Source organism: Dyadobacter sp., assembly GCF_017744695.1.
Taxonomy (GTDB): domain Bacteria; phylum Bacteroidota; class Bacteroidia; order Cytophagales; family Spirosomataceae; genus Dyadobacter.
This window is the reverse complement of record NZ_JAGIAS010000009.1, coordinates 166,904-190,352: the sequence shown is the minus strand read 5'-3', so window position 1 is coordinate 190,352 and position 23,449 is coordinate 166,904. Positions and strand designations below refer to the sequence as shown.

General features: G+C 54.5%; 13 protein-coding genes. 7 read left to right on the top strand and 6 right to left on the bottom strand.

All coding sequences use genetic code 11. From position 1 onward, the window contains the following. Positions 1-21: 21 nt before the first annotated feature. Positions 22-2,274 carry a RagB/SusD family nutrient uptake outer membrane protein gene (locus tag J7619_RS27515; protein WP_291206772.1) on the bottom strand — a complete coding sequence of 751 codons (2,253 nt, stop codon included), beginning with the start codon at positions 2,272-2,274 and terminating at the stop codon, positions 22-24. Between the two features lie 16 nt (positions 2,275-2,290). Then, entirely contained in the window at positions 2,291-5,662 is a 3,372-nt protein-coding gene (locus tag J7619_RS27510) for a TonB-dependent receptor (protein ID WP_291206769.1), read from the bottom strand. A 390-nt stretch (positions 5,663-6,052) separates the two neighbouring features. Between J7619_RS27510 and J7619_RS27505 the strand changes: the two genes are divergently transcribed. From J7619_RS27505 to J7619_RS27480, 6 genes are all read left to right on the top strand, one after another. Then, positions 6,053-7,975 (top strand): hypothetical protein, encoded by a 1,923-nt coding sequence (locus J7619_RS27505; protein WP_291206766.1) that lies wholly within the window; start codon positions 6,053-6,055, stop codon positions 7,973-7,975. After that, positions 7,927-8,817, top strand: coding sequence for a hypothetical protein (locus tag J7619_RS27500; protein ID WP_291206763.1), 891 nt, complete (start codon positions 7,927-7,929; stop codon positions 8,815-8,817). Before J7619_RS27505 ends, J7619_RS27500 begins: the two co-directional genes overlap by 49 nt. Before the next feature lie 294 nt (positions 8,818-9,111). Continuing rightward, positions 9,112-10,983, top strand: a complete 1,872-nt coding sequence (locus J7619_RS27495; RefSeq protein ID WP_291206760.1) for an arylsulfatase — start codon at positions 9,112-9,114, stop codon at positions 10,981-10,983. A gap of 151 nt (positions 10,984-11,134) precedes the next feature. Beyond that, positions 11,135-11,671 carry a carboxymuconolactone decarboxylase family protein gene (locus tag J7619_RS27490; RefSeq protein ID WP_291206757.1) on the top strand — a complete coding sequence of 179 codons (537 nt, stop codon included), beginning with the start codon at positions 11,135-11,137 and terminating at the stop codon, positions 11,669-11,671. Between the two features lies 1 nt (position 11,672). After that, on the top strand, positions 11,673-12,467 hold the full coding sequence (locus J7619_RS27485) for a mycofactocin-coupled SDR family oxidoreductase (RefSeq protein ID WP_291206754.1): 795 nt from the start codon (positions 11,673-11,675) through the stop codon (positions 12,465-12,467). Between the two features lie 4 nt (positions 12,468-12,471). Further along, a complete protein-coding gene (locus J7619_RS27480; RefSeq protein ID WP_291206751.1) occupies positions 12,472-13,803 on the top strand; it encodes an APC family permease in 1,332 nt (443 codons plus the stop codon). On the opposite strand, the gene J7619_RS27475 is transcribed toward J7619_RS27480, so the two are convergent. Beyond that, positions 13,718-15,013, bottom strand: a complete 1,296-nt coding sequence (locus J7619_RS27475; RefSeq protein ID WP_291206748.1) for a dipeptidase — start codon at positions 15,011-15,013, stop codon at positions 13,718-13,720. The two genes, J7619_RS27480 and J7619_RS27475, sit on opposite strands and share 86 nt — an antisense overlap. Before the next feature lie 586 nt (positions 15,014-15,599). Here J7619_RS27475 and J7619_RS27470 point away from each other — a divergent pair. After that, positions 15,600-16,904, top strand: coding sequence for a hypothetical protein (locus J7619_RS27470; protein ID WP_291206746.1), 1,305 nt, complete (start codon positions 15,600-15,602; stop codon positions 16,902-16,904). 60 nt (positions 16,905-16,964) lie between these two features. On the opposite strand, the gene J7619_RS27465 is transcribed toward J7619_RS27470, so the two are convergent. The 3 genes from J7619_RS27465 to J7619_RS27455 are packed head-to-tail and all read right to left on the bottom strand — an operon-like array spanning position 16,965 to position 23,412. Continuing rightward, positions 16,965-18,695, bottom strand: coding sequence for a tetratricopeptide repeat protein (locus tag J7619_RS27465; RefSeq protein WP_291206743.1), 1,731 nt, complete (start codon positions 18,693-18,695; stop codon positions 16,965-16,967). A 24-nt stretch (positions 18,696-18,719) separates the two neighbouring features. Next, positions 18,720-20,216, bottom strand: a complete 1,497-nt coding sequence (locus tag J7619_RS27460; RefSeq protein WP_291206740.1) for a RagB/SusD family nutrient uptake outer membrane protein — start codon at positions 20,214-20,216, stop codon at positions 18,720-18,722. A gap of 19 nt (positions 20,217-20,235) precedes the next feature. Then, a complete protein-coding gene (locus J7619_RS27455) occupies positions 20,236-23,412 on the bottom strand; it encodes a TonB-dependent receptor (protein ID WP_291206737.1) in 3,177 nt (1,058 codons plus the stop codon). Positions 23,413-23,449: the final 37 nt, after the last annotated feature.

Below are 23,449 nucleotides of genomic sequence, written 5' to 3'. Positions count from 1 at the left end.
TATTTATTTGTATTTCAAAAATCAATTATAACCCGGGTTCTGGTAATTCCGGATGGCATCGGTGGTGAGCGGCGCGCCTTTTTCGTCGGTCAGCATGTTGATGTACGATTGCGGAAAAGGCTTGAATGTGTCCTTCGCGCGGAACACGCCCTTGCCGTTGCCATTCTGCCCGTTTGCATTCACCGGGTTGTCGGCCACGGGCCAGTTGCCGGTTTTGGACGATGCGAGCTGGTTATGGTGCAGCACGCGTTCGAGCTGGATGCCCGCGTGGTGAATACCCTCGTACACAATCTGTTCCGAATTGAATTCACGCGAGTATTCATTGTAAATAAAATGAATAAAACGCTTCGCAGAACTATTCGCTTCCGGCGGATAGTTTTCCAGGCGCGATTTGGCCGAAGCTCCATCCCAATAGGAAGCATCCACTTTAATTTTGGCATAAGTATCGGTCGCAGCGGCGTAAGGATAGCTTTTTTCAGCAACCGTCAGGTTTTCCGACCCCGGATACAACCTCGCCAGCACTTCCGCGCGGCTTTCGCCGGTTTTGTAAGCCGCACGGGCGCGTAGGACATTGATATCCTCGATCGCCGCCGCATAATTGCCTTGCCGCCCATACACTTCCGCGCGGATCAGGTAGGTTTCCGCCAGCCTGAATATCGCTACATCGCGGGTACCGAAGTGGTTATCCACCGTGCTGCGGTTCGGGTCGATGAACTTGCGCGACGACGGGCGGATCGTACGCCCGATCAGCAGGCCGGTGTTGGAAGACAACCGGTCCACACCCGTTTTGCGGTAGTAATATTCACCACCCTTTTTCACCCAGCGTGGGTACAGTACATAAGGCTGCGCGAGCGCTTCATTGATATCGATGGCCGTTTCCTTGGTATTCTCCAAAAACACCAGACCCAGGTCGCCCTGCCCTATTTTCCGCTGCCCGGCAACGGCTTTCCGGCCGCCCCACGAAGGCCGGTTGTAGCCTGCCTGAATGTTGGCATTGAAATAACTTGCCTCCTCGGCAGCCCACGTCAGCGACTTATTGTTCGCATCGGTATAAGCTAGTCCTGGCCCGTCCTGCAATGCCGCATTGTCGAAAGAAGCGCTCTGATACTCGATCTGGAAGCTCTTTTCAAAGCGGGAATCATTGATTTTGTCTGTAAAAACATCATAACCCCAGTCGGTAGGCAAAAAGCCCGTGCCTTTGCGGAGGCCGTAAGCCCAGGTTTTGGAAGGGATGTTCCAGGCTGCATTGGTGTAATCGCAGGTAAATGCGGCGGTGGTCCGCATGCCGTAGCGACCGTTATCGAGGTTGTTGCCGTACGAGGCTTGCAGGATAATTTCCTTGTTGCTCTCGTTGCTCCAATCGCCACGCGCGGTTTTGAACAAATCCCAATAATTAGCCGCCAGCCCCCCAAACTGCCCGCCGTTGGACGAGGCATAAGCGTCGATCACCTCGGTCGCGAAAATGCGGGCCGAATCCAGGTCGGCACTGCCCTGCCCCTTGAAAAGCAGTCCCAAATGCGCATTGGCATCGGCGGGGTTCACGGTACCGTCTGCATTGCGGTATTGTTTAAACTCCTGCCCCTGTGCCCGTTGTAAGTACAACTTGGCCAGCAAATGCGACACCGCGCCTTTCGTAATGCGCCCGCGCTCAGCTTGCGCCGCAGGCAAATGCTCGTGAGCGAAGCGGAGATCGCCGATAATGCGGCTGTACACCTGTGCCGAAGTCGATTTTGGGAAGTTGAAAACCGTCGGAAGCGAGTTGTTGCTTTTGAGCGGCATCGGCACATCGCCGAGCTGGGTCACCAGCATGTAGAATGTCCACGAACGCAGGAAATACACCTCCGACAGCCGCTGATTGGCATATTCCTTGTCCGAGCCAAACTTGCCCGGCGCCTTTTCGGTGATAATCTCGATGGCCTTGTTGCAATCATTGATAATCGGGTAGCTCCCGAGCAGCTGCGTTGCATAGTAGCCCATCAGGTTATTGGCATAGCTGCCCGCCTCTCCGGTAGGCGCCCACACGGCCGGGCTGACCGTCGCCCAGTTGTTGTCGGTCGGCTCGGTGATGTCGGTGCCGGTTTCGAACAGGTATGGGCCTTCCATGAAGCCGTATTTCCAGCGGAGGGTGTTATAGGATGCCACCACGAGATCTTCGGCGCCTTTTTCGGTTTCGAAATAGTCCTGCGTGATAGTCGATACCATTTTTTCTTCCAGAAACTCCTTGCAGGAGGTCAGCGGAAGTAAAAAGAGAATGGGTAAGATGTATTTTTTCATCGGTCGAAATGCTTTATTAAAGGGTAATTCTCAGTCCCAGCACCAGGCTGCGGTTCAGGATGGTGTTGTTCGTCTGCCCGCCCGACTGCGCGCCCGCGGTGGTATCCCAGCCGGTCAGGTCTTCGGGGTTCAGTCCCGCTTTCACAGCCGCGCCGCCCCACATGAACGGGTTGAGCACCTGCGCGTACACCTGCGCACTGCCGATTTTGTAACGGTCGGCAATGCCCTGGTTGAGCGTGTAGGTAAGCGACACATTCCGCAACGCGACTAGCGAGCCGTTTACATAGTTGCGTACATTATTGTAGTTGGTAAAGGTCGCCGTGGTCGGTTGCGGGTAGGCCGCGCCGGTGTTGGTCGGGCTCCAGGTGTCGTTCTCTACCCGGCGGCCGTAGGTTTGCAATGCGCCGTAGTACAGGTTGTTAATGCGTGCCTGGAGCAGGAAGCTCAGCTCAAAGTTCTTGTAGCCGAATGTGTTGGTCAAACCCGCTGTCCAGGAAGGCCGGTTGCTGCCCAGGATCGACTTGTCGCTGTCGTTGATGGTTCCAAAACCATTGTCCAGGTAATTGACCACCTCGCCGCTCGCCAAAGTCACCGATTTGGAACCGGTAGCGCCCTCGCCCACTTCCACCAGCGGCTGGTCCTTGATCTTCACCTGCCCCGGCAATGCGGTAATGTTGCCGATCTTTTTGTAAAGCTCGATTAACCGCAAATCCTCCGGCGTGTTCTGCCAAAGCCGGTCATACTGGTAATCGCGAAAAACCGAGATCGGCTGACCGATGTACCAGCCGTTTGCCAGGTCGTCGGTAGCACCGTTGGTCAGTTCGAGGATTTTCTCCCGGTTCGCCGACCAGTTCAGATCCGTTCTCCACGTAAAATCCTTCTGGTGCACATTCACGGAAGAAATGGTGATCTCCACACCACGGTTTTCGGTTTTGCCGATGTTGCTCAGAATGCTCGTGTAGCCCAGCACCGGCGGGATCGAGCGCGACATCAGCAAATCGCTCGTCTGCGCTTTATACACCTCGATCGAGCCCGAAATGCGGTTTCTGAGCAAGCCAAAATCCAGACCGATGTTCTGCTGCGCCGTTTTCTCCCAGCGCAATGCCGTGTTGGGCATCGTCGACGATTTGTAGCCGGCATATTGTGTTTCATTAAAAACATAAGCCGCGCCGATGATCGAGCCGCCGGTAGAATAGGCCGCTACGGACGAGTTACCGGTGCGTCCCCAACTGTACCGGAGCTTCAACTGGCTGATCCAGTCGATCTGCTTCACGAATGCCTCTTCTTCGAGCTTCCAGGCCAACGCGGCCGACGGGAAAAACTCCCATTTATTGCCCTCGGCAAGCACGGAAGCGCCGTCCCAGCGGCCGGTCAATGTCACAAGGAAGCGGTCGAGCAGGCCGTAATTGAGGCGCCCCATGTAGGAAGCGAGCGCCGAGCGGCTGTACGAAGTACCGTAGCCCATCGGGTTCCCAATCGCGTTCGCGGCCAGGTTGTACCACTGCGACGACGGGAATGTAATGCCCTGGGCGCGGATGTTGATCGAATTGTTGGTATTCTGCTGTGCGGATTGCAACAAGGTCACGCCGAAGTTGTGTATGCCAAATTGTTTATTGAAAAACAATAGGTTCTCCAATGTCCAGCCGAGCGACTTGTTGTGTGCATTGTAACCGATCAGCGGCGCGGTGCCTACTGCGCTGAAAGGGTTGGTATAATTCGCGCCATAAAAAGAGCCGTACTCCTTGTCGCTGTATTGCGCGCCGAATTTGCTCGAAAATTTCAGCCAGTCGGTGAACCGGATCTCGGCGTACACATTCGAAAGCAGCGAGGCGAGCTTATGCTCGTTGGTGGAGTTATTGATGTTCAACAGCACATTATGCGCCGAAAGCCCCTCACGGTTGGTGTTCAATATCTGGCCGTTATCGTCGAATGCGCGTGCATAAGGCATGAGCGCGAGCGCCTGGCCGTAAGAGTCTTTGGCGCCGCTGTTCGACGAGTTTTCCGACGTTCCGTAGTTCTGCAACGAGTACACGCCATTCAATGCCAGACCGACGGTCAGCCATTTGCGGGGCGTAATGTCGCCTTTCAAATTGAGCGAATAGCGTTTGAAATCCTGGTCTTTCAGCGTCCCGAGCTGGTTGAGGTAACCCAGCGAGAGATACACCCTCGACTTATCCGTACCCGACGAAAGCGACAGCAAATGGTTCTGCGTGCGGCCAGTACGGGTCACCAGGTCGCCCCACTTCTGGTCGAACAGGTTAGCGGCATTGTACACCGGAACTTGCGCGGCATAGCCTGCGGCCTGCTCTTCGGCGGTGGCCGCGCGGAGTTTCACGGTGCCGTCCTGGTTCCATTCATAAGCGGTGCGGATGCTGTTGATGCCGTACTCCTCGCCGCCGCCGAATGTCTGAATGTCGAAATTCGGGTCGGGCGCGGTGCCGTATTTGCCGGTGTAAGTACCACCGTTGATATGCGCCTGCCGCTGCCAGTCGAGCAGCTGCCCCGAGTTCATCCAGTCGGTCATCGAATGGATTTTGGTAGACGTGTAACTGACGTCATAGCTGATATTGGTTCGGCCTTTTTTACCTTCCTTATAATTGATGAGGATCACCCCATTGGCGCCGCGCGAGCCATAAATGGCTGTGGCAGAAGCATCTTTCAGGATTTCCACGGACGCAATGTCATTCGGGTTAATGGCTGTCACCTCGCTGGCCGAAAGCGGAACGCCGTCGATCACGTACAAGGGTTCGTTGGACGCATTGATGGAGCGGTTACCGCGAATGCGGATCTGCCCTACTTCACCGGGACGCTGGTTGGTCGTAATATCCACGCCGGCTACCTTGCCCTGCATGGCCTGTACCACGTTCTGTACGGGCCGTTCGCGGATCTGCGCCTCCGAAAGGCTCGAAATTGCGCCCGTCACGTCGCTCTTTTTCTGTGTTCCGTAACCGACCACCACGAACTCGTCCAGCGCCTTGGTGTCCGACAGCAGCACCACATTCAGCAGCGATTCGTTTTTGACGGTGATCTGTTGCTGCACATAGCCTACAAATGAGAACACCAACTCCGCACCTTGCTCAGGTACACCGAGTTCAAAATTTCCCTTTTCGTCGGTGAGCGAGCCGCGGGTGGTGCCTTTGATGACCACGCTCACTCCGGGTAGCGCCTCGCCTTTATCGTCTTTGACGGTACCCTTCAAAATTCGTTCGGCATGGCGTTTTAAATGCTGGCTTGCGGGCTTGGTTACCGCAAATGGTGCGCGGCCCGGCCTTTCCAGTTTTGGTTTGGGCGAAACTACCCGCTTGTTTTCGGCGGGCTTTGCATGCACCACGACGGCCGCCCCCGCCAGGCAGGCGGCAATGCTGAAATGATAAAAAAGTTGCTTCATAAAATCGGTGACCTGCGGTCGCTGGTGTTGATTCTCATTGAGATTTTTTTGGATTATTTAAATAAAACATTCCTTATTCGTGCAGGGCGGTTCTACACGGAAAGAAACTGTCGGCAATGCACCGGCCTGTCGCGATCATGCCGGTTTCGCTGATGTGCTCAGCTTATATTGATTCACTAAATGCGGCCAACACAATCCAATGAAACATAGCGTATTTCATCAATTAAACAACTATATATTTAAAATATACAATTTGATAGATTAATTGTAGGATTGACACAAAAATATATAATCTATTTAATCTACCGCACCGATATACTAAAAAACTTTCCTAATTTACCGCCGTATCACTTTCCGGCATGTCCGTAAACGCCCTTACTCTGGATTGAAATGAAGAAAATAACACGCAGAAAATTTGTAAAAAACTCAGTCATGGCCGCGGCATCCGGTCCTGCTTTTGCATCACTTTCGGCTGGTCTCACATCGCCGGGTTGGGCTGCGATGCACGGCGCATTTACTGGAAAAACAACCGGAGCGGCGGGCGCGATGGCCGCCCCGCTGCATTGGCTCGAACAACCCGACGAGCCAGTCTGCGGCGCTACCTGGGGCGTACCCTGGCCGAAGGGCGCAGTGAAGGCCGATAGCGGTTTCCAGCTCTTGCAAGGCAATGTCGAAAAGCCGGTGCAAACCTGGCCCCTGGCCTATTGGCCCGACGGTACGCTTAAATGGACCGCCCACGCACTCGCACATGCGGAAGCGCCGCAGGGTAACTGGTCCATTCAACCGGTGAAACCGCAGAAGCAGCCAGGTAAGGCGCTGATCGGGGAAACCGCATCGCATTGGAAGATTGATACCGGCAAGCTGCAATGCACTATCGCGAAAAACGGGAATACATTGTTCGAAACGCTTTCCACCGAAAATAAAACTACCGCCGCGAACGCACGGCTGGTGCTTCTGGTGCAGCAACAAGGTACTGACGATGAAGAAACCAGCTTTGGGGTCAGCCGTTTTGAAGGTAAAATTTCCAAACTCACCATCGAGCAAAACGGCCCGGTCCGTGCTGTGGTAAAAGTGGAGGGCAGCCATGCCGATGCAAACAGGCAACTGCTGCCATTTACCATCCGGCTGTATTTCTATGCGGAAAGCGAGGCCGTGCGGCTTGTGCATACCATTATTTACGATGCCGACGAGACGAAGGATTTCATCCGCGGCGTTGGCGTGCGGTTTGATATTCCATTTCAAAATCAGGAGCTGCATAACCGGCATATCCGCTTCGCAGGCGAGCACGACGGCATTTTCGCCGAAGCTGTGCGCGGCCTTACCGGCCTGCGTCGCGATCCGGGCAAGGCATTTACCGATGCCCAGGTAGCGGGCAAGGCCACACCCGGCAATGAGCAACTACCGGACAGCGTGTCCAAAAGGCTGCAATACATTCCTGCATTCGGCAATTACACGCTTTTCCAACCCACGCCGGATGCATTTGAAATACAAAAACAGACCAAATCCGGCCATAGCTGGCTGCAATCGGCTTTTGGAAAACGGTCGGCAGGAACGGGCTATGTGGGTACGCCTGCGGGCGGGATGGCATTTGGTATCCGCAATTTCTGGCAAAGTCACCCTGCCCAACTCGATATCCGAAACGCGGATCAAGACAACGGCGAGGTCACGCTCTGGCTCTGGGCCCCGCGCGCGGAGCCGATGGACATGCGGTTCTACCACGATGGCATGGGCCAGGACACCTACGCCGAGCAACTCGAAGGGCTGGAAATCACTTACGAGGATTACGAACCTGGCTACGGGCGCCCGTACGGGGTAGCACGCACGAGCGAAATGCAGCTTTGGGCACTACCCGCCACACCTTCGAATGCTGCGCTGGCAGGTATCGTCCGGCAAATCCAATCGCCACCGGTGCTGCTGCCGACGCCTGCCTATCTTGTCACAAGCGGCGTGTTTGGCAGCGCATTCAGCCTGCCCGACCGCTCGGTGCCGGCCAAGGAAAAGATCGAAAAGCAGCTGGATTTTTATTTTGAATACTACAAAAAACAGGTAGAAGAGCGGCATTGGTACGGATTCTGGAATTACGGAGATTTCATGCATTCCTACGACACCGACCGGCACGTGTGGAAGTACGACGTAGGCGGATTCGCCTGGGATAACTCCGAGCTATCGACCGACATCTGGCTCTGGTACCACTTTCTCCGCACAGGCCGCTCCGACGCATTCCGACTGGCCGAGGCTATGACGCGCCATACCGGCGAGGGGATGTGCACCATATCGGCCCGTTCGCGCCTCTCGGGTCACGACACAATGTGATGCATTGGGGTTGCAGCGCCAAGCAGCTGCGCATCAGCACCGCCACCAACCGCCGGTTCTTCTACTACCTCACCGCCGACGAGCGCACGGGCGATCTCATGCGCGAGCAGATCGATGCAGTGAACACATTGCAAACGATCGTGCCCGTAAGGAAAGTGAATGCGGCAGCCCCGAAAAACACCGAAAACTCCGACCTGGCCACCGTATCCTTCGGCACGGACTGGGGTGCCGTAGCAGGTGCCTGGCTTACCGAATGGGAGCGCACGCAGGATAAAGCCATCCGCGACAAGCTGCTCAACAGCATGCGCACCATCGCCGCCCAGCCTCACGGCTTTTTTACGGGCTCGTCCTTGTTAAACCTCAAAACCGGCGCATTCCAGCACGAACCGACCGGCAAAATATCCGTTTCGCACCTAAGCGCAGTCTTCGGGCTTGCGGAAATATGTTACGAGCTGACCAGCCTGATCGACGATAAAGCATTTCAAAAAGCCTGGACGGACTATTGCCGCCTGTACAATGCCGCGCCCGAAGAACAGAAGCAGGCATTAGGAGAAAGCCTTAAAAAGCTGAACTTGCAACAAGGCCATGCACGCCTCACCGCATTCGCCGCGAAGGTAACCGGCGACAAAAAACTTGCTGAACGCGCCTGGCAGGAATTTCACCGCGGACAGGGCGGTACCCGCGAGGCCATTACCCAAACCTCGCGTATTCAGGCGCCAGATGTTTTAAACCCAGTGGAAGAAGCCCCGCGCATATCCACCAATGGCGTTGCGCAATGGAGTCTGGCGGCAATGCAATGTCTGGCATTTGCGGGGGACGCAATCAGCAGTGAACGACCATAGGTATACGTATTCCTAAATTCCGCTGTTGCCGGACGATATTGAGACGGACACCGGTGACTTCTGTGACGATGCGCATGCATTGCCGATCGCAGTAGCTGTAAATGCTTTGCTCCCATTCGGCAGCCGAAAGTTGGCGCAAAAACCATTCAGTACTTGTTAGTTTTCAAAATAAAAATTTACTTTGTCTATCGATTTTGTAGATTTTCATTAAAATCAACCTCAGAGCGCCATTCAGCCGCCACCAACCTGCTCGCCGGTAAGAATCGAAGCATTGTTTTACCAAACAAATCATATATGCATTCGCAAAAACTACTTTTCGCGGCGCTGCTGGCGGCAGGCCTGTCCTGGTCGCGCACCTCGGCACAAAACATTACCCAACAGCAGCAGCCTTTCACCGGAACGGTAGGCAAAAGTCTAGCCGATTCCAAAGAAGTCTGGACTAATCCGTTGAAAGCGCCCGCAGGCGCTCCCAATGTGGTCTGGATCCTGCTCGACGACGTCGGTTTCGGCGCTACTTCCACTTTCGGCGGGGTGATCCGTACCCCGGTTTTCGATAGTCTGGCCAATAACGGTCTGCGTTACACCAATTTTCACACGGCGGCGATCTGCGCCCCTACCCGTGCGGCATTGCTCACCGGCCGCAACCACCACTCGGTACACGAAGGTGGCTTCTCGCACACCTGGGCATCGTTCGGGTTTCCGGGATGGGACGGACGCATTCCTTCCGACAAGGGGACAGTAGCAGAAATCCTGCGGGAATCGGGTTACAACACATTTGCAGTAGGAAAATATGGCCTTACGCCCGACCAGGACGCTACGGATGCCGGCCCGTTCGACCGATGGCCTTCCGGCAAGGGGTTCGACCATTTCTTCGGCTTTCTCGGCTCTCAAACCGACCAGTACAAACCCGATCTGGTGGAGGATAATGCGCACGTGCAGCCTGACGGCCGCCACCTGAACGAACAGATTACCGACAAGGCGATCAGCTTCATCGACCGCCAGAAAAAAGCTGCGCCGGACAAACCCTTCTTCCTGTATTACGCACCAGGCGCCACCCACGCCCCGCACCAGGTTGCAAAGGAATGGAGCGATCAGTACAAAGGCCAGTTCGATAGCGGCTGGGATGTTTTCCGGGAGACTGTTTTTGCACAACAGAAAAAGCAGGGCATTATCCCTGCTAATGTGGTGTTGCCGGAGCGTAATCCCAACATCCGCGCCTGGGCAAGCCTTTCGTCCGACGAAAAGAAATTGTACGCCCGTTTCATGGAAGTTTACGCCGGATACCTGACTTACACCGACCATGAAGTAGGCCGGTTGGTAAACCATCTCAAACAGATCAACCAGCTGGAAAACACGCTCATTCTGGTTGTGATCGGCGATAACGGGGCCAGTAAGGAAGGTGCATTGGGCGGTGTAATCGCCCGGTCGTCGAATGCGGCGCTGGCTTCGGCGCCACTATCGGAGGCTGAGCAGGTAAAAAACAACCTGGCTCAAATTGAATGGATCGGCGCGCCGGAAGGTACCAATGCCAATTACCCCCTCGGCTGGGCACAGGCGGCCAATACGCCCTTCAAATACTGGAAGCAGGACGCGCATTCGGAGGGCGGGACGCGCAACCCGCTGATCGCATTCTATCCGAAAGGAATCAAGGATAAAGGCGGCATTCGTACGCAGTACGGGCACGTGATCGACCTGTTGCCTACTACATTGGAAATTACGGGAATTAAAGCGCCTGCGGCAATCCGCGGTATAAAGCAGGACACGATCCAGGGAACCTCCCTCGCCTATTCCATCGGCGACGCCAAGGCCGTCTCGCGGCACAAGACACAGTACTACTACATTTTCGGCTCGCGGTCGATCTATCACGACGGCTGGAAGGCCGGATTTGCCTACAAACCGGTTTCGGCCCCTGCGGGCAACCTGGTGAGCGCCATCAGCGTGGCCGATCCCGAGCACAACGACTGGCAGCTTTACAACCTGAACGAGGATTTCAACGAACGTATCGATCTGGCTAAAAAGAATCCGAAGAAGCTGGAAGAATTAAAAGCATTATTTGAAGAGCAGGCCAGGAAATACAATATCTATCCTTACATCACCTGGGACGATGTGCTCAAACGTCGTCTGCCGCAAGCTGTTCAGCAACAGCAACAAGCGGCCGGTAAGTAGGGAAGTTATTTTACCCCGAGCAACCCCATGGCTTTTTCAACCGGGGCGCATGGTTTACCAAAACATTGCGTGACACCGACATCTTTCTCCAATCGCTGGGCTATATCCAGGGAGAGCCAACTATTTGACATCATTCATAAAAACATTCAAGATGCCCAGGATAAAACCATTGAGCGAAAAGGATTACCCGTCCGAGATCAAGATTGCATTCATTCAGCATACAACGGTTTACAATTCGCGGATCACCAACATGAAAGCCACGCTGGGCCATTCGGGCACCGCATTCAAAGCCTACATGCAGTGGTACCCGCTTTTTGAAGAAGTGAAAGCAATCACGGGACTACGCCTTGCAACGCTTTTCGCGTGGTCGATCTCCGAGGCGGCCGACTGCCCTTTGTGTAGCACCTATTTCCGTAAGATGATCATCGAGGCGGGCGAAAGCCCCGAGGCGCTGGTGGTTTCGGACGAAGAGCAGGCGCTGCTTACCTTCGGCGCCGCCATCGCCCGGAATCGCGGCTTTGTGGAAGACGCCGAATTCGTCCCGGTCCGTAAACGCTACACCGATTCCGAAATCGTACTTCTGACCGCATTTGCGGGTATTATGATCGCCACCAACATTTTTAACAATGTTAATGGCACCGAAATCGACACTTACCTGAACCCATTCAAACCCGAACATACGATCTGATATGGCTGGCCTTGTTGCTTTCATCACCGGCGCCGCTCACGGACAGGGACGCGCCACCGCGCTCGCGCTCGCAGGCGAGGGCTACCACATCGCCGCATTCGACATTGCCCGGCCGCTCTCCTACCCCGGCTACACGCTCGGCTCGGAGGACGAACTGGCAAGTCTGAAACAGCAGGTCGAACAAAGGGGCGTTCGTTGCGAAATCTTTACCGGCGATGTGCGCGTGGATACCGATTTGAGCAACGCCGTGGCAGCTACCGTCGCCGCACTCGGGCGCATCGACGTGCTGTTCAACAATGCAGGTATCTGTGCTTATGGGGCCGCCCACGAGCTTCCCGAAGCCGAGTGGGATGCTATGATCGACATCAACCTGAAAGGCGCCTGGCTGGCGGCACGGCATGTGATCCCGGTCATGATCGCACAAAAATCGGGCAATATCGTCAACAACTCGTCCATCGCCGGACTGCGCGGAATGAACCGGCTGAGCCATTACGCGGCCTCTAAATGGGGGTTGGTAGGCCTTACGAAATCGTGGGCGATCGAGCTGGCACCGCACAATATACGGGTCAACTCCATCCACCCTACCGGCGTGAACACCCCGATGAACGACGGGCTTGCCGAGCTGGAAGGCAAAACGGCGATTGAAATCGCGGAAGCCTCCGCCGGAAACCTGCTGCCCGTGCCGTGGATCGAAGCGGAGGACGTGGCCTATGCGGTGCTCTATCTGGTGTCGGACAAAGCACGGTTCATTACCGGCACCCAGCTCGTGATCGACGCGGGCCTGCTCACCCGCTAGCGCCATGGCCATCAAACCCCGCTTGAACACCTTCGATTTGACGATGCTCATGACCAGCATGGTGATCGGTACCGGCATATTTCGCACGCCCGTCGAAATCGCTCAGAAGGCCCAGGTACCGTCCATTTTCTTCGCGGCATGGATCGCGGGGGCGGTCATCAGCTTGTTCGGCGCGTTGACGCTTGCCGAAGTAGGCTCGCGCTACCCGGCTGCCGGCGGTTTCTACAAGATATTCTCGCATTGCTACCACCCGGCATTCGCATTCATGGTCAACTGGATCTCGATCATCGCTAATGCGGGATCAAGCGCTTCGGTGGCGATGATGGGTGCAGGTTACATCTGCCCGCTGCTGTTCCCGGACATGGAACCCGTGCTAGCGACGCGCATTACCACCATTTCGGCGGTACTGGCTTTGTACGGGATCAATTTATTAGGTATTAAAATGGGCGCACGGACCCTGAACGTGCTCATGGTGATCAAAATCGGTATGCTCGTGCTGCTGATCTCGATCGTGTTCCTGCCTCACCCGCAGGCCAGGGAAGCCATGCTGCCGGCAGTTTCCGGCAGCCCGTTGCAGGCATTCTGGCTGTGCTTCGTGCCGATCTTTTTCACCTACGGCGGCTATCACCAGACCATGAACTTCGGCAATGACGTGCCAGACGCGCACCGCACTATGCCCCACTCGATTTTCCTGGGAATGGGGCTGGTACTGGTGCTTTACCTGGCGGTGAATTACGCTTACGTGTCGGTGCTGGGCTTCGAAGGACTGCAAAATTCGCCGGCACTAGCGGCGGAGATGGTGGCGGTGATTTTCGGGGAATCGGCCGCGCGGGTGGTGTCGGTGGTGATGTTCCTGGCGGTGCTGGCTTATGTGAATGCCTCGTTGCTATCCAACCCGCGGGTGTACTACGCCATGGCCGAAGAACACGTGCTGCCGGCTGTTTTTGCCAAAGTCAACCATCGCACGCAAACGCAGGAAGTGGCGCTCACAGTCTATACTGCATTGATCATCGTTTTCCTGTTCAGCATTTCGTCCTTCCAGCAAATACTCAATTACGTCATGTTTTTTGACAGCATCGGCCTCATCGCCGCCTGCGCCGCTGTGTTCATCCTGCGCCGCCGGGCCCGCATACAAGGCGAGCCCGGCGGCATTTACAAGATGAAGCTGTACCCCTGGATGACGCTCATTTTCATCGCCGGTTACGCGCTGGTCAACATCAGCGTTATGTATTTCGAGCCCGAAATCGCGGTTATCGGTTTTTTGCTATTTCTGATTGGCCTACCGCTGTATTACTTGCTAAGGAAGTTGTTTGTGCGGCTTTCTCCACCTCTTTGAATACCCTCAAAAAGTTGCCTCCCCACAGTTTCTGAATATCCGCTTCGGAGTAGCCCCGTTTCAGGAGCGCCGCCGTGATGTTTGGCCCCTCTCCTACGTGTGCATAACCTTTCACACCGCCGCCATGGTTGAAATCGGCGCTGAAACCCACGTGATCGATGCCGATCAGCTTCACGGCATAATCGACCGCATTCAGATAATCGTCCAGCGAAGCGTATTTCCATTCATTACGCGAAAATGTGCGGTAGGCGTCCTTGTATTTGCGGTAACCGGCCGAATCAAGCTTTTCCTTCGGGTTATCCTTGCCCACTTGCAGCCCGAGCGGCTCGAAAATCTGCTTTTTGTAATCCTCCTTCAATGCGGCCGTGTCTTTCAGGTAAGCTGCAAAAGCTACAATATGCACCACGCCGCCTTTGGCCGCAATGGCTTTCAGTTCGGCGTCGGACAGGTTGCGCGAATTGTCGACAATGCTCCGAACGGCAGAATGGGAGGCGATCACCGGCGCTTTGCTCAGTTCCAGCGTCTGGTTCAATGCATCGGTGGTGAGCTGCGACACGTCGATGATCACCCCTTTCCGGTTCAGGATCGGCACCGCCGCCTTGCCGATGGCCGTGAGCCCGCCGGCCTCGTTAGGCTTGTCGCCCAGGCCTTCGCTGGGGCGCGAAGAGTCGGTCCAGTCGTTGTTGCCCGCATGCGCGAAGCCGAAAACCCGGACGCCTTCCTTATAATAATGATCGATCAGCGAAGTATCTTTCCCAAGCGACAGCGCGTTCAGGAAACTCAGCAGAATGCCATGCTTGCCGTCCGCCGCCAGCTTTTCGATATCCGTCGTCGAGCGCACGAATTCCAGCTTGTCGGGGTGTTTCTTGACAAAATTCCGGATCGCAGCCAGCTTGCTATCGACCTGTTTGCGTGCCAATACGATGTTTTCCGGCGTGCGGCGCAGCGGGTCGGCAAACAACGCGATGGTAGCCACGTCCAGTTTTCCCGAATCGAGCTTTACCAGGTCGAATTGGTCCTCGGTAAACGCGCCGGCATCGTTACCCGCGGCGTCGAAATCTTCCCGGAGGTCAATATGCGGGTCGATCGTCAATGCAGTCTGGTGGATTTTCGTCACCTCTTCGGTGGACGGCTCCGTACTTTCTTTCTTTTTGCCGCAGGCGGTGAGCAGCATTGAAAGTGCTCCGGCAGCAAGGATCAGCTTTTTCATTGGTGTTACGGTTTATGTGGATATTTATTTAGGTTGATTCAAAAGATCGTTAACCGGGAAGGCATTACCGTTTTTAATCACTGTCTATACTTTTAGCACTTCCTTCACATCTGCCAGCGGATCGCCGTCGATGATGAGACAGGGCAGCCGGAAGCAATGCACAGAGCGCTAGTAAAAATTTACGCATCTTAAAACGGGTGCTAAGGTTACGCCGGACACAGACAGGTTTGGGCGACCGCGTATATGCATAAGCGCACAGGCGATCGTCCTTCGCCGGGCCGCGGCCGATGGACGGAATGAGTTAACATTGCAATTACCTGAGGGTGGACACAGGGCATGATTGCACAATACCGGAACAATTTGCAGGATTAGTGCCGGTCGCTTTGTGCTGCCGTTCAAGGTGGTCTGAACGGCCTTCGGGTTCAACCGGTTGCAAAGATAAAGTAAGAGGGTCCGGTTTTACAAAATTTTAATCTATTAATTTTATAGATTAAATAGGATAAATAAAAAAGTGCTTAATTTGCAACCGAACCGGGGTGCCTGCAAACCACCGGGAGGTCTCATTTTTGTTTTAATAAACTATTTTATGTCTACCATTACACAGGCAGCGGCGTGGAAGCCGTATGAAAAAATCCTGTTACGCACCGCGCTCATCTACGCGGTGATCAGCACCATCCCGTTTACACCGGAGTTTTACAGGCAGGACTTCGACGCCGGTTTCAATGTTAATGACTACCCTTTCCGCTGGCTCGACGTGATCTCGCAGAACAAGCCCTGGTTTTTCGCCAGCCAGGAAGGGAAAAATTACACCGGCTGGTTCATTACCATCCTTTTTTGCATCGGCGGTGGTTACCTGTGGGATCTTGTCGACCGGCGGCGGCAGGATTTCGAGAAAATTTACTACTGGTTTTACGTGGCGGCACGCTACGGGATCATCCTGCGCATGTCGTGGTTTGCTTGGGCGAAGGTGTTTCCGGTGCAAATGCCCTTCCCTACCATCAGCCAGTTGAATACGAACCTGGGCGATTTCACGCCCGGCAAATTATACTGGCTGACGACTGGTGTTTCATCCTTTTTTGAAGTGTTTGCGGGTATTTTCGAGTTGATAGCCACCTTGCTGCTTTTGTTCCGCAGAACCACCACACTGGGTGCGCTGATGATGGTGGCCATACTGTTGCCGATCTGGTTTGTCAACATCGGCTACGATGCCGGCGTGGAGCTCACCAGCCTTCACCTGCTTACCTTGTCGCTGCTGCTGCTTGTGCGCGATTCACGCAGGTTCTACCAGATACTGATTGATCACCAGGCAGTTGCATTAACTTTTGTCAAACCGCTCCATTTTCCGAGAATCTGGCAGAACCGTCTTCGGGTCGCATTCAAATACGTTTTTATTTTCTTCTTTGTGATCGTGCGCGGCTTCGGGTACGGACAGCTGTATGCGCACGGGAAGTCGTTTAAACTACCGCTCGAGGATGGGCTTGCTTCGACCACCGGCTTCTACAAAGTGACCGAATTCCGGCTGAACAATCAGCTGTTGCCACCCACGCCTACCGATTCGGTACGCTGGGAGAATGTGATTTTTGAAAAATTCAACACGGTCAGCATTCGGGTCAACAAGAACTTCCGGCTCGACACCCGCAATGCCGTACGTACAACCGAATATTACGGCAATATCGGCAGGTATTACTACGGTTATCAGGCAGATACGATCAGAAAGGTCTTCCATCTGCGCAACCGCGCGGACACTGCCCGGCACATTACGCTGCATTACAAGCAGCCCACCGCCGACAGTTATATCCTGCGGGGCGTGAACGAAAGCCGCGATTCACTATATGTAGTTCTAAGTAAAATCGACAAGACTTACCCGCTCGAACAGAAGCGGAAATGGTAACATCCAAAAAGGGAAATGCACGATTGCATTTCCCTTTTTCACGAGCTCGTCAATAATTCCTCAGAGCGGGTAAAGCGATTTATCTCCGCTTTTGATCACTTCGTTCAGCTGTGCGGCCAGCTCTTTCGCTTTGTCTGTATCACCTTTTTTCTTGTAAACTTTATAGAGCCCCCACAATGCATTGGCGCTGTTAGGACGCTTTTTCGCGAGCTCCTCGTAGGCCTGGATAGCCAGGTCATATTTGCCCGCTTTTGTGTAGACCTCACCCAGGCTGATCAGCACGGGCCGGGCGTAGGATGGCGGCTCGCTATAACCAAGGTCGTGCTCCTTCTTTTGGGCTGTTTTCAGGATGCGGATCGCCTCTTCGTCATTGTTTTCCAGGCTTTTGATAAGGCCCTGCAATTCCAGGGAAGCTACATTCAAGTCGCCGAGCCTTCTGGAAGCAATCACGTCGTCAGGAGATGATTGGGTGCTGTTGCGGAACAAATGCGCGTCGAGGGCGTCGGAGTACTTTTTCGCTTCGTCCGCCTTGCCGCGTTTGACCGCGTCCATACCCAACGCGAAATAATAAAGACCGTCCTTGTAGCCGATGGCCTTGCCACTGAATATGCTATCCTTGTCGTTGATCAGTTTCAGACGGTCAGCGGCTTTTTTGTAATATCCGAAACAAAGCTCCATTTTGGCCGGGGCGATAATGCCCTGGTAGAAGAAGCGGCCCTCATATTTGGCTTTACGTTCTCTGGTCACCGGCATGTTTTGCAACTTTTCGGCGTAATAAAGCGCGGTTTTGTAATGTCCGTTCTCGGCGCTGTTGGAGAGCAAGTAATTGATATTGTGAATGTAATTCCAGGTATCGACTTCGGGAATGCCTTGTTTTTTCATGTAAACAGAGTCCACCGCCACCGCTTCCAGGAACGCCTCATGCGCCTTTTGGTACTGGCCCAATTTATAATATACATGCCCTGGCATATGCACCATGTGCGCAGCGCCTGGCGTGAGCACCCGGATGCGTTCGGAGCTTTTAATAGCCTCCTCCGGGCAGCAGTTTTCCATCAAATGGATCCAGTAATGGTGCGCGCCGGCATTGTCCGGATCGGATTTGAGCACGTCGCGGAGCAGGTATTCGCTGTAAATCTGGCCTTCGCGGGGGTTCAGGTCCACGTCGTAGCCGCTCATTTTACTTAATGCCAGAAAGAGCTTCGCATCAACGTCGTCGGGAAATTTGTGCACTATAATTTCGAGCTTTTGCTGGTATTGCTTCCGGCTATTCTCGCCGGGCGCATCCCGGAGAAGAATGGCTTCGGCGTAAAGCTTTTCATGCTCGTTGGCTTTGTCTTTCAATGTTTTCAGCTTTCTGACGGCCAGCTTTTTGTCGTCGTCAAAATCAGGCCCTTCGGTAGCTCCGATGGCACTATACAGTCCCCAGTAAGGCATTACTGCCGATGAATCCAGCCTGATCGCCTCTTTGAATGAACGATAGGCTTCAAAATCCCAGAAATCATGCAGCAGTGCTACGCCCTGGGCAAAGTACTTCTGCGCCAACTCCGATTTCGTCGTGATTTTCAAAGTGGAGGTACCGATACCTTCGAGGAACTGCGCGGGCGGCAGGTTGTGCACGTAGGCTGTTTCTTTGCGGTAGGCCTGAATGTGGTCCAGGTGATTGTGGGCAAATTCGTTTTCGTCCACATGTGCGTGCTCGTGCGCGCTGGTTGAGGTCGTGTGCCCCTGCCTGTCGCGTTGGGCGAAGGTGGAAATGGAGATCAGACAACATAGTACAAAGGGAATTCTCATGTTTAATTGCTGGATGGCCCTCCCTTACAGGTTCGGGTTGTTATTAATTTCGTTGAGCGGGATCGGGAAAAGGTAGTATTTGCTGTTCGGCACCAACGGTGTGCCATCGGGAAATTTGGTAATCCAATGTCCTAAAACGCTCACCGTCGCACCGCGGGTATCGACAAACTTTTCCGTCGTCTCCTTTCTGACCGGCGCGGTTTGCAGCCTGAGAATATCATAAAGGCGGAAACCCTCACCCCAAAGCTCCTTGCGCCTTTCGAGCAGGATTTCTGCGATCAATGCGTCTTTGCCGAGGCCCGACAAGTCCGTCAACCCACGCTGCGCTCTCAGCTCATTGAGCGTTGCCGTCGCAGCGGCCACATTGTTGAGCCTCGCTTTGCTTTCCGCTTCGATCAGCAGCTGTTCCGAGGAGCGCATCAGCACGATATGCGCATCGTGATTGGGATATTTGTTTCTGAACTTTTTGTAACGGTAACCGCGGTACAATGCCTCGGCGGGCTGTTTTGCGATCTCAAACAGCGATTTGCGGATATCGTCCTTGTCGAACAGGGCGATGAAATTCGGGTCCGGCATAATGCTGTTGTAGCCGTAGTAAAGGTTGGTCCCGGCCGCATCGGTCGCATAAGGGGTCGTTTCGATGTAGGCCATGTAGGAAGCGCCGCCCTTGTTCTGGGTGAGCGTTTGCGGGTGGCCCCAGATCCATTCCGGGTTGCTCACATCATTGAAACCTTGTGTGTACTGCGCAGCCGACATGATCGGGTATCCGTCGCGGGCCTTGGCGGCGTAATCGCGGGCGAGCTCCCATTTCTCCTGTGTGAGGTAGGCGCGGGCAAACAATCCGTACACCACATTCAGGTTAGGGCGGTTTTTCTGCGGCCGCTCAAAGCCGGCGAGCAGCTTTTCGGCCTCGGTAAGATCGGCGATCACCAGGTCGTAGACTTCCTTCACGGTAGCACGCGGCTTGGGTACGGTATTCGGCGTGGTGGGCTCGGTGTAAACCGGTACCGCTTTGGCGTTGGCGTCTTTGGCATAGGTAAACTGATATTGCCGCACCAGGTTCAGGTAGTTGTGCGCACGGAGTGCATAGGCCTGTCCCTTGAGGTGTTTCAGGCTCGCCTTGCTGGCATTATCGATTTTTACATTGGCGATAATGTTGTTTGCATGGTCAATCGAGCTGTATTGCAATGTCCAGAAAAACAATGCGCGTCGGGTAGTGTTATCGAACGGGTCGCGGTAGGGATACGAATCGCGGAAGCCGTACCGGCCGTCGCGGGCGAACGCGTCCTCTCCCATCACATCATGCGTGAGGAAAATGGTAGGAAGCCCCGGATTGTCCTGGGAGGTGCTGTTTTCGAGCAGGAAACGGATCGACCCGTTGACGAACGCGTCGATATTGGCTTCCGAAGAGAACACTTCGGGCGTGGTGATCTGGGTGGCCGGGGAAGTATTGAAAAACTCGTCGCTGCACGAGGTTAGCAGGGCTGCCGCAACGACTAATGAGCTGAATTTCCGTATCATGGACTAAATAGATGTTGTATTAAAATGACACATTAAGAACTGCCGAAAACGATTTTTGCGCCGGGTAGCGGTAGTAGGTAGAGCCTGAAACGGTCTGCTCCGGATCCATTCCCTTATGACCGTAGAGCGTCAGGATGTTGTCGCCCACGAGGCGGATTTTCACGTCACTGAGCGTCAGGCGCGATACCCACGCCCGTGGCAAAGTATAGGTGAGCGAAATATTTTTCAGACGTGCATAGGTAGCATCGTACAGGAACCGCGTGGAAGGAATGGTGTTCCAGGCATCGGAAACGTACGAAAGGCGTGGGTAGTCGGTGTTGGTGTTTTCCGGCGTCCAGCGGTTGAGCGCCTCCTCCGACCACGCGCGGCCGGGAGCATTTCCCAGGTGCGTGATCATCGGCTGGTCGCCGTCGAAAACTTTGCCGCCAATACTGTACGAGAGCAGGAACGAGAATTCGAAGCTTTTGTAGGCAATGCTGTTGTTGAAGCCGCCATAGAAGTCGGGCAGCGAGCTACCCTGGAAGTACGGCGTGGCTTCGGTCTGGTTTTCGGTAGTCGTCCGGCCAGTCACGTTTTTGTTCTCGTCCAGCACATCCTTGTACCAGGTGGCCTTGCCGTTCTGCGGGTTTACGCCTGCCCATTCCTTGATGTAAAAATCATAGACCGAGCCGCCCTCTACCAGCTTTTTGGTATTGCCGTACTGGCCTATCGAACCCGTCAGGATTTCCTTCTGAGGCAGTTTGGTGATTTTGTTGGTATAATGCCCGAAGTTAAGCGTGGCCGTCCATGTGAAATCCTTGCTGCGGAATGGTACGCCGGTGATCTGGCCGTCGATCCCGCGGTTGCTCAATGAGCCGACATTGGCGCTGATGCCGCTGTAACCGGTGGACGGCGAGAGTGGTCTGTTGAACAGCAGGTCTTTCGAGCGGCGGTCGAACAGGTCGATCTGGGCAATGAGCCGGTTGTCGAACAGCGACACATCCACGCCGAAGTTCAGGTTCAGGTTGGTTTCCCATTTCAAATCGGGCGTGGGAAGGTCGGACGGCAACAGGCCGAGCTTATCCAGGCTGTTGTAAATAGAATAGAACCCTCCGTACGCATAATCCCCCACTTTGTCGTTGCCCTGCGCACCATAGCTCGCGCGCAAGTTGAGGTTATCCAGGTGCGAAACGTCTTTCAGGAAGTTTTCCTGCTTGATGTTCCAGGCCGCGCCCACCGACCAGAAGTTCCCCCACCGCGACTGCTTGCTGAACCGCGAGGAGCCGTCGCGACGGTAGCTGGTCGAAAAGTGGTAGCGTCCCAGGTAATCGTAATCCAGCTTGGCAAGGCCGCTTGCCAGTTTGTAGTCCGAGGAAGTCCCGTCAAACACGCCGCTGACCGTCCCCGCCGAAGGCTCCGTTTTGCCCAAAACCTGAAAACCTGTACGGCTTCCCGAAAGGAAGGAAACGTTGTTGACGTACACTTCCGGCCCGGCCAGCAGGCTGAGCGAATGCTTGCCGCCCAGGTTGACCGTATAATTCAAAAAGCTATTCACCGTGTAGTTAAGGATGCGGCGGGCGCTTCGCGATGCGGAACCCGCGCCGTCGGTGATCACCCCCGTGCTGTAATAGGAATGCGAATAGGTATGCGAGGTGACCGAACGGTAATCCACATTCGCCGTTGTTTTCAGGAATAATCCTTTTGCGAACGTGAGTGTGAAATTCGTCCCGAGCAGCACAGCGTCGGTCTGTTCGCCGGAAATGGCATTCTCGGCCGAACCCAGGATATTGGAACCGCTCACTGCCGTTGTAGGGCGCCATGTGCCGTAGTCCCATTTTTTATTACCCTGTTCGTCCAAAATATACGTACCGTCCGGATTCCGCTCGTAGACAGGGTAAATATCGGAGATAAGCCGCTGGAAATTGGCGAAGTTGCCGGTGTTGCTATCGCTTTGGTTAGGAGCCTTTTGAAAGCCGGACGACAGCGAGACGTTCGCGCCCACATCCAGCCATTTGTTGATTTTAGACTGCAAATTGGTCCGCAGGTTGTAGCGCCGGAAATCCGACGTGCGGATCCAGCCCTGCTCATTGAGGTAACCGGCCGAGAGGAAGTATTTGGTACTCGCACTCCCGCCGCTCACACTCAGGTCGTACTGCTGGCGCACGCCGGGGCGGGAAATGGCCTTGCCCCAGTTGTCGTTCCAAAGCGGTGTCGCGCCTGGCACTACTTTACCGTCAAGCCCAACGGGTTTGGGGTAGTTGGGGCCAAAAATATTGACCTTCAATGCACCGTCCACCAGGTAATCGGTGGCATATTGGGCGGCCGCTTCTGAGGTTTTGCCCTGGTCGAGCTGCGTGTTTCGGATCGCCTCCCATTGCAGTTCATAGTAATCTTTGGCCGACAAATACTTGTAATCCTTCACCGCACGGCCGGTAATGCCATAGTTGACCGAAAAGTTGAATGCAGGCTTCGCATTCAGCGAACCAGATTTGGTGGTGATCACAATCACGCCGTTGGCACCCCTGGAACCATACAACGCACTTGCCGTCGCGTCCTTTAATACCGAAATGGATTGAATATCCCTGGGGTTCAGATTATTGGCATCTGCGACAGGTATACCGTCGACCACATACAGTGGTGCCGTCGAAGCATTCACCGAGCCGACACCCCTTACGTACAGATCCGCATCGGAGCCCGGCTGGCCTGCCGAAGCAATGGATTGCAGCCCCGGTATAGTGCCCTGTAAAGCCTTTCCGACCGTAGTTATTTGCAGCGTTTCAATGTCTTTCGCATTCACAACCGCCACCGACCCCGTGTAGCTCGATCTTTTAGATGTTGTGTAACCTACCACCACCGTCTCATCCAGCTGGTTGGTCGATTCTGCCAACCGGATATTGAGCGGTTCCTGGGTAGAGGTGACGGTGATTTCCTGGGTTTTGAACCCCAGATAACTGACAGTAAGCGCAAGCGGCAACGCTTTGCCGGTAGAAATGTTGAATTTCCCCTCAACATCCGTAACGCTCCCTGCTCCTGCCGACCGGATGGCGACCGTCGCGCCCGCTACCGGCTGATTGCCCTCGTCCAGCACCGTACCGCGGATCACGGTTTGTGCGCGCAAAGTGGAGGCAAAGCAAAAGATAATCAGCCATGTACATTTCAATTTTTGTAAAAAGGAGCCGGCGTTCGGGCCTCCTAAGGTGAGTAGTTTAATGGTCATAAGTATTGGGTAGTATTACTGGATTGATTCATGGCTT

Excerpts from the sequence above, each read along its gene's own strand:
- J7619_RS27460 (WP_291206740.1), bottom strand. The coding sequence starts at position 20,216 with ATGATACGGAAATTCAGCTCATTAGTCGTTGCGGCAGCCCTGCTAACC.
- J7619_RS27475 (WP_291206748.1), bottom strand. The coding sequence starts at position 15,013 with ATGAAAAAGCTGATCCTTGCTGCCGGAGCACTTTCAATGCTGCTCACC.
- J7619_RS27465 (WP_291206743.1), bottom strand. The coding sequence starts at position 18,695 with ATGAGAATTCCCTTTGTACTATGTTGTCTGATCTCCATTTCCACCTTC.
- J7619_RS27505 (WP_291206766.1), top strand. The coding sequence starts at position 6,053 with ATGAAGAAAATAACACGCAGAAAATTTGTAAAAAACTCAGTCATGGCC.
- J7619_RS27490 (WP_291206757.1), top strand. The coding sequence starts at position 11,135 with ATGCCCAGGATAAAACCATTGAGCGAAAAGGATTACCCGTCCGAGATC.
- J7619_RS27470 (WP_291206746.1), top strand. The coding sequence starts at position 15,600 with ATGTCTACCATTACACAGGCAGCGGCGTGGAAGCCGTATGAAAAAATC.
- J7619_RS27515 (WP_291206772.1), bottom strand. The coding sequence starts at position 2,274 with ATGAAAAAATACATCTTACCCATTCTCTTTTTACTTCCGCTGACCTCC.
- J7619_RS27480 (WP_291206751.1), top strand. The coding sequence starts at position 12,472 with ATGGCCATCAAACCCCGCTTGAACACCTTCGATTTGACGATGCTCATG.
- J7619_RS27455 (WP_291206737.1), bottom strand. The coding sequence starts at position 23,412 with ATGACCATTAAACTACTCACCTTAGGAGGCCCGAACGCCGGCTCCTTT.
- J7619_RS27495 (WP_291206760.1), top strand. The coding sequence starts at position 9,112 with ATGCATTCGCAAAAACTACTTTTCGCGGCGCTGCTGGCGGCAGGCCTG.
- J7619_RS27485 (WP_291206754.1), top strand. The coding sequence starts at position 11,673 with ATGGCTGGCCTTGTTGCTTTCATCACCGGCGCCGCTCACGGACAGGGA.
- J7619_RS27510 (WP_291206769.1), bottom strand. The coding sequence starts at position 5,662 with ATGAAGCAACTTTTTTATCATTTCAGCATTGCCGCCTGCCTGGCGGGG.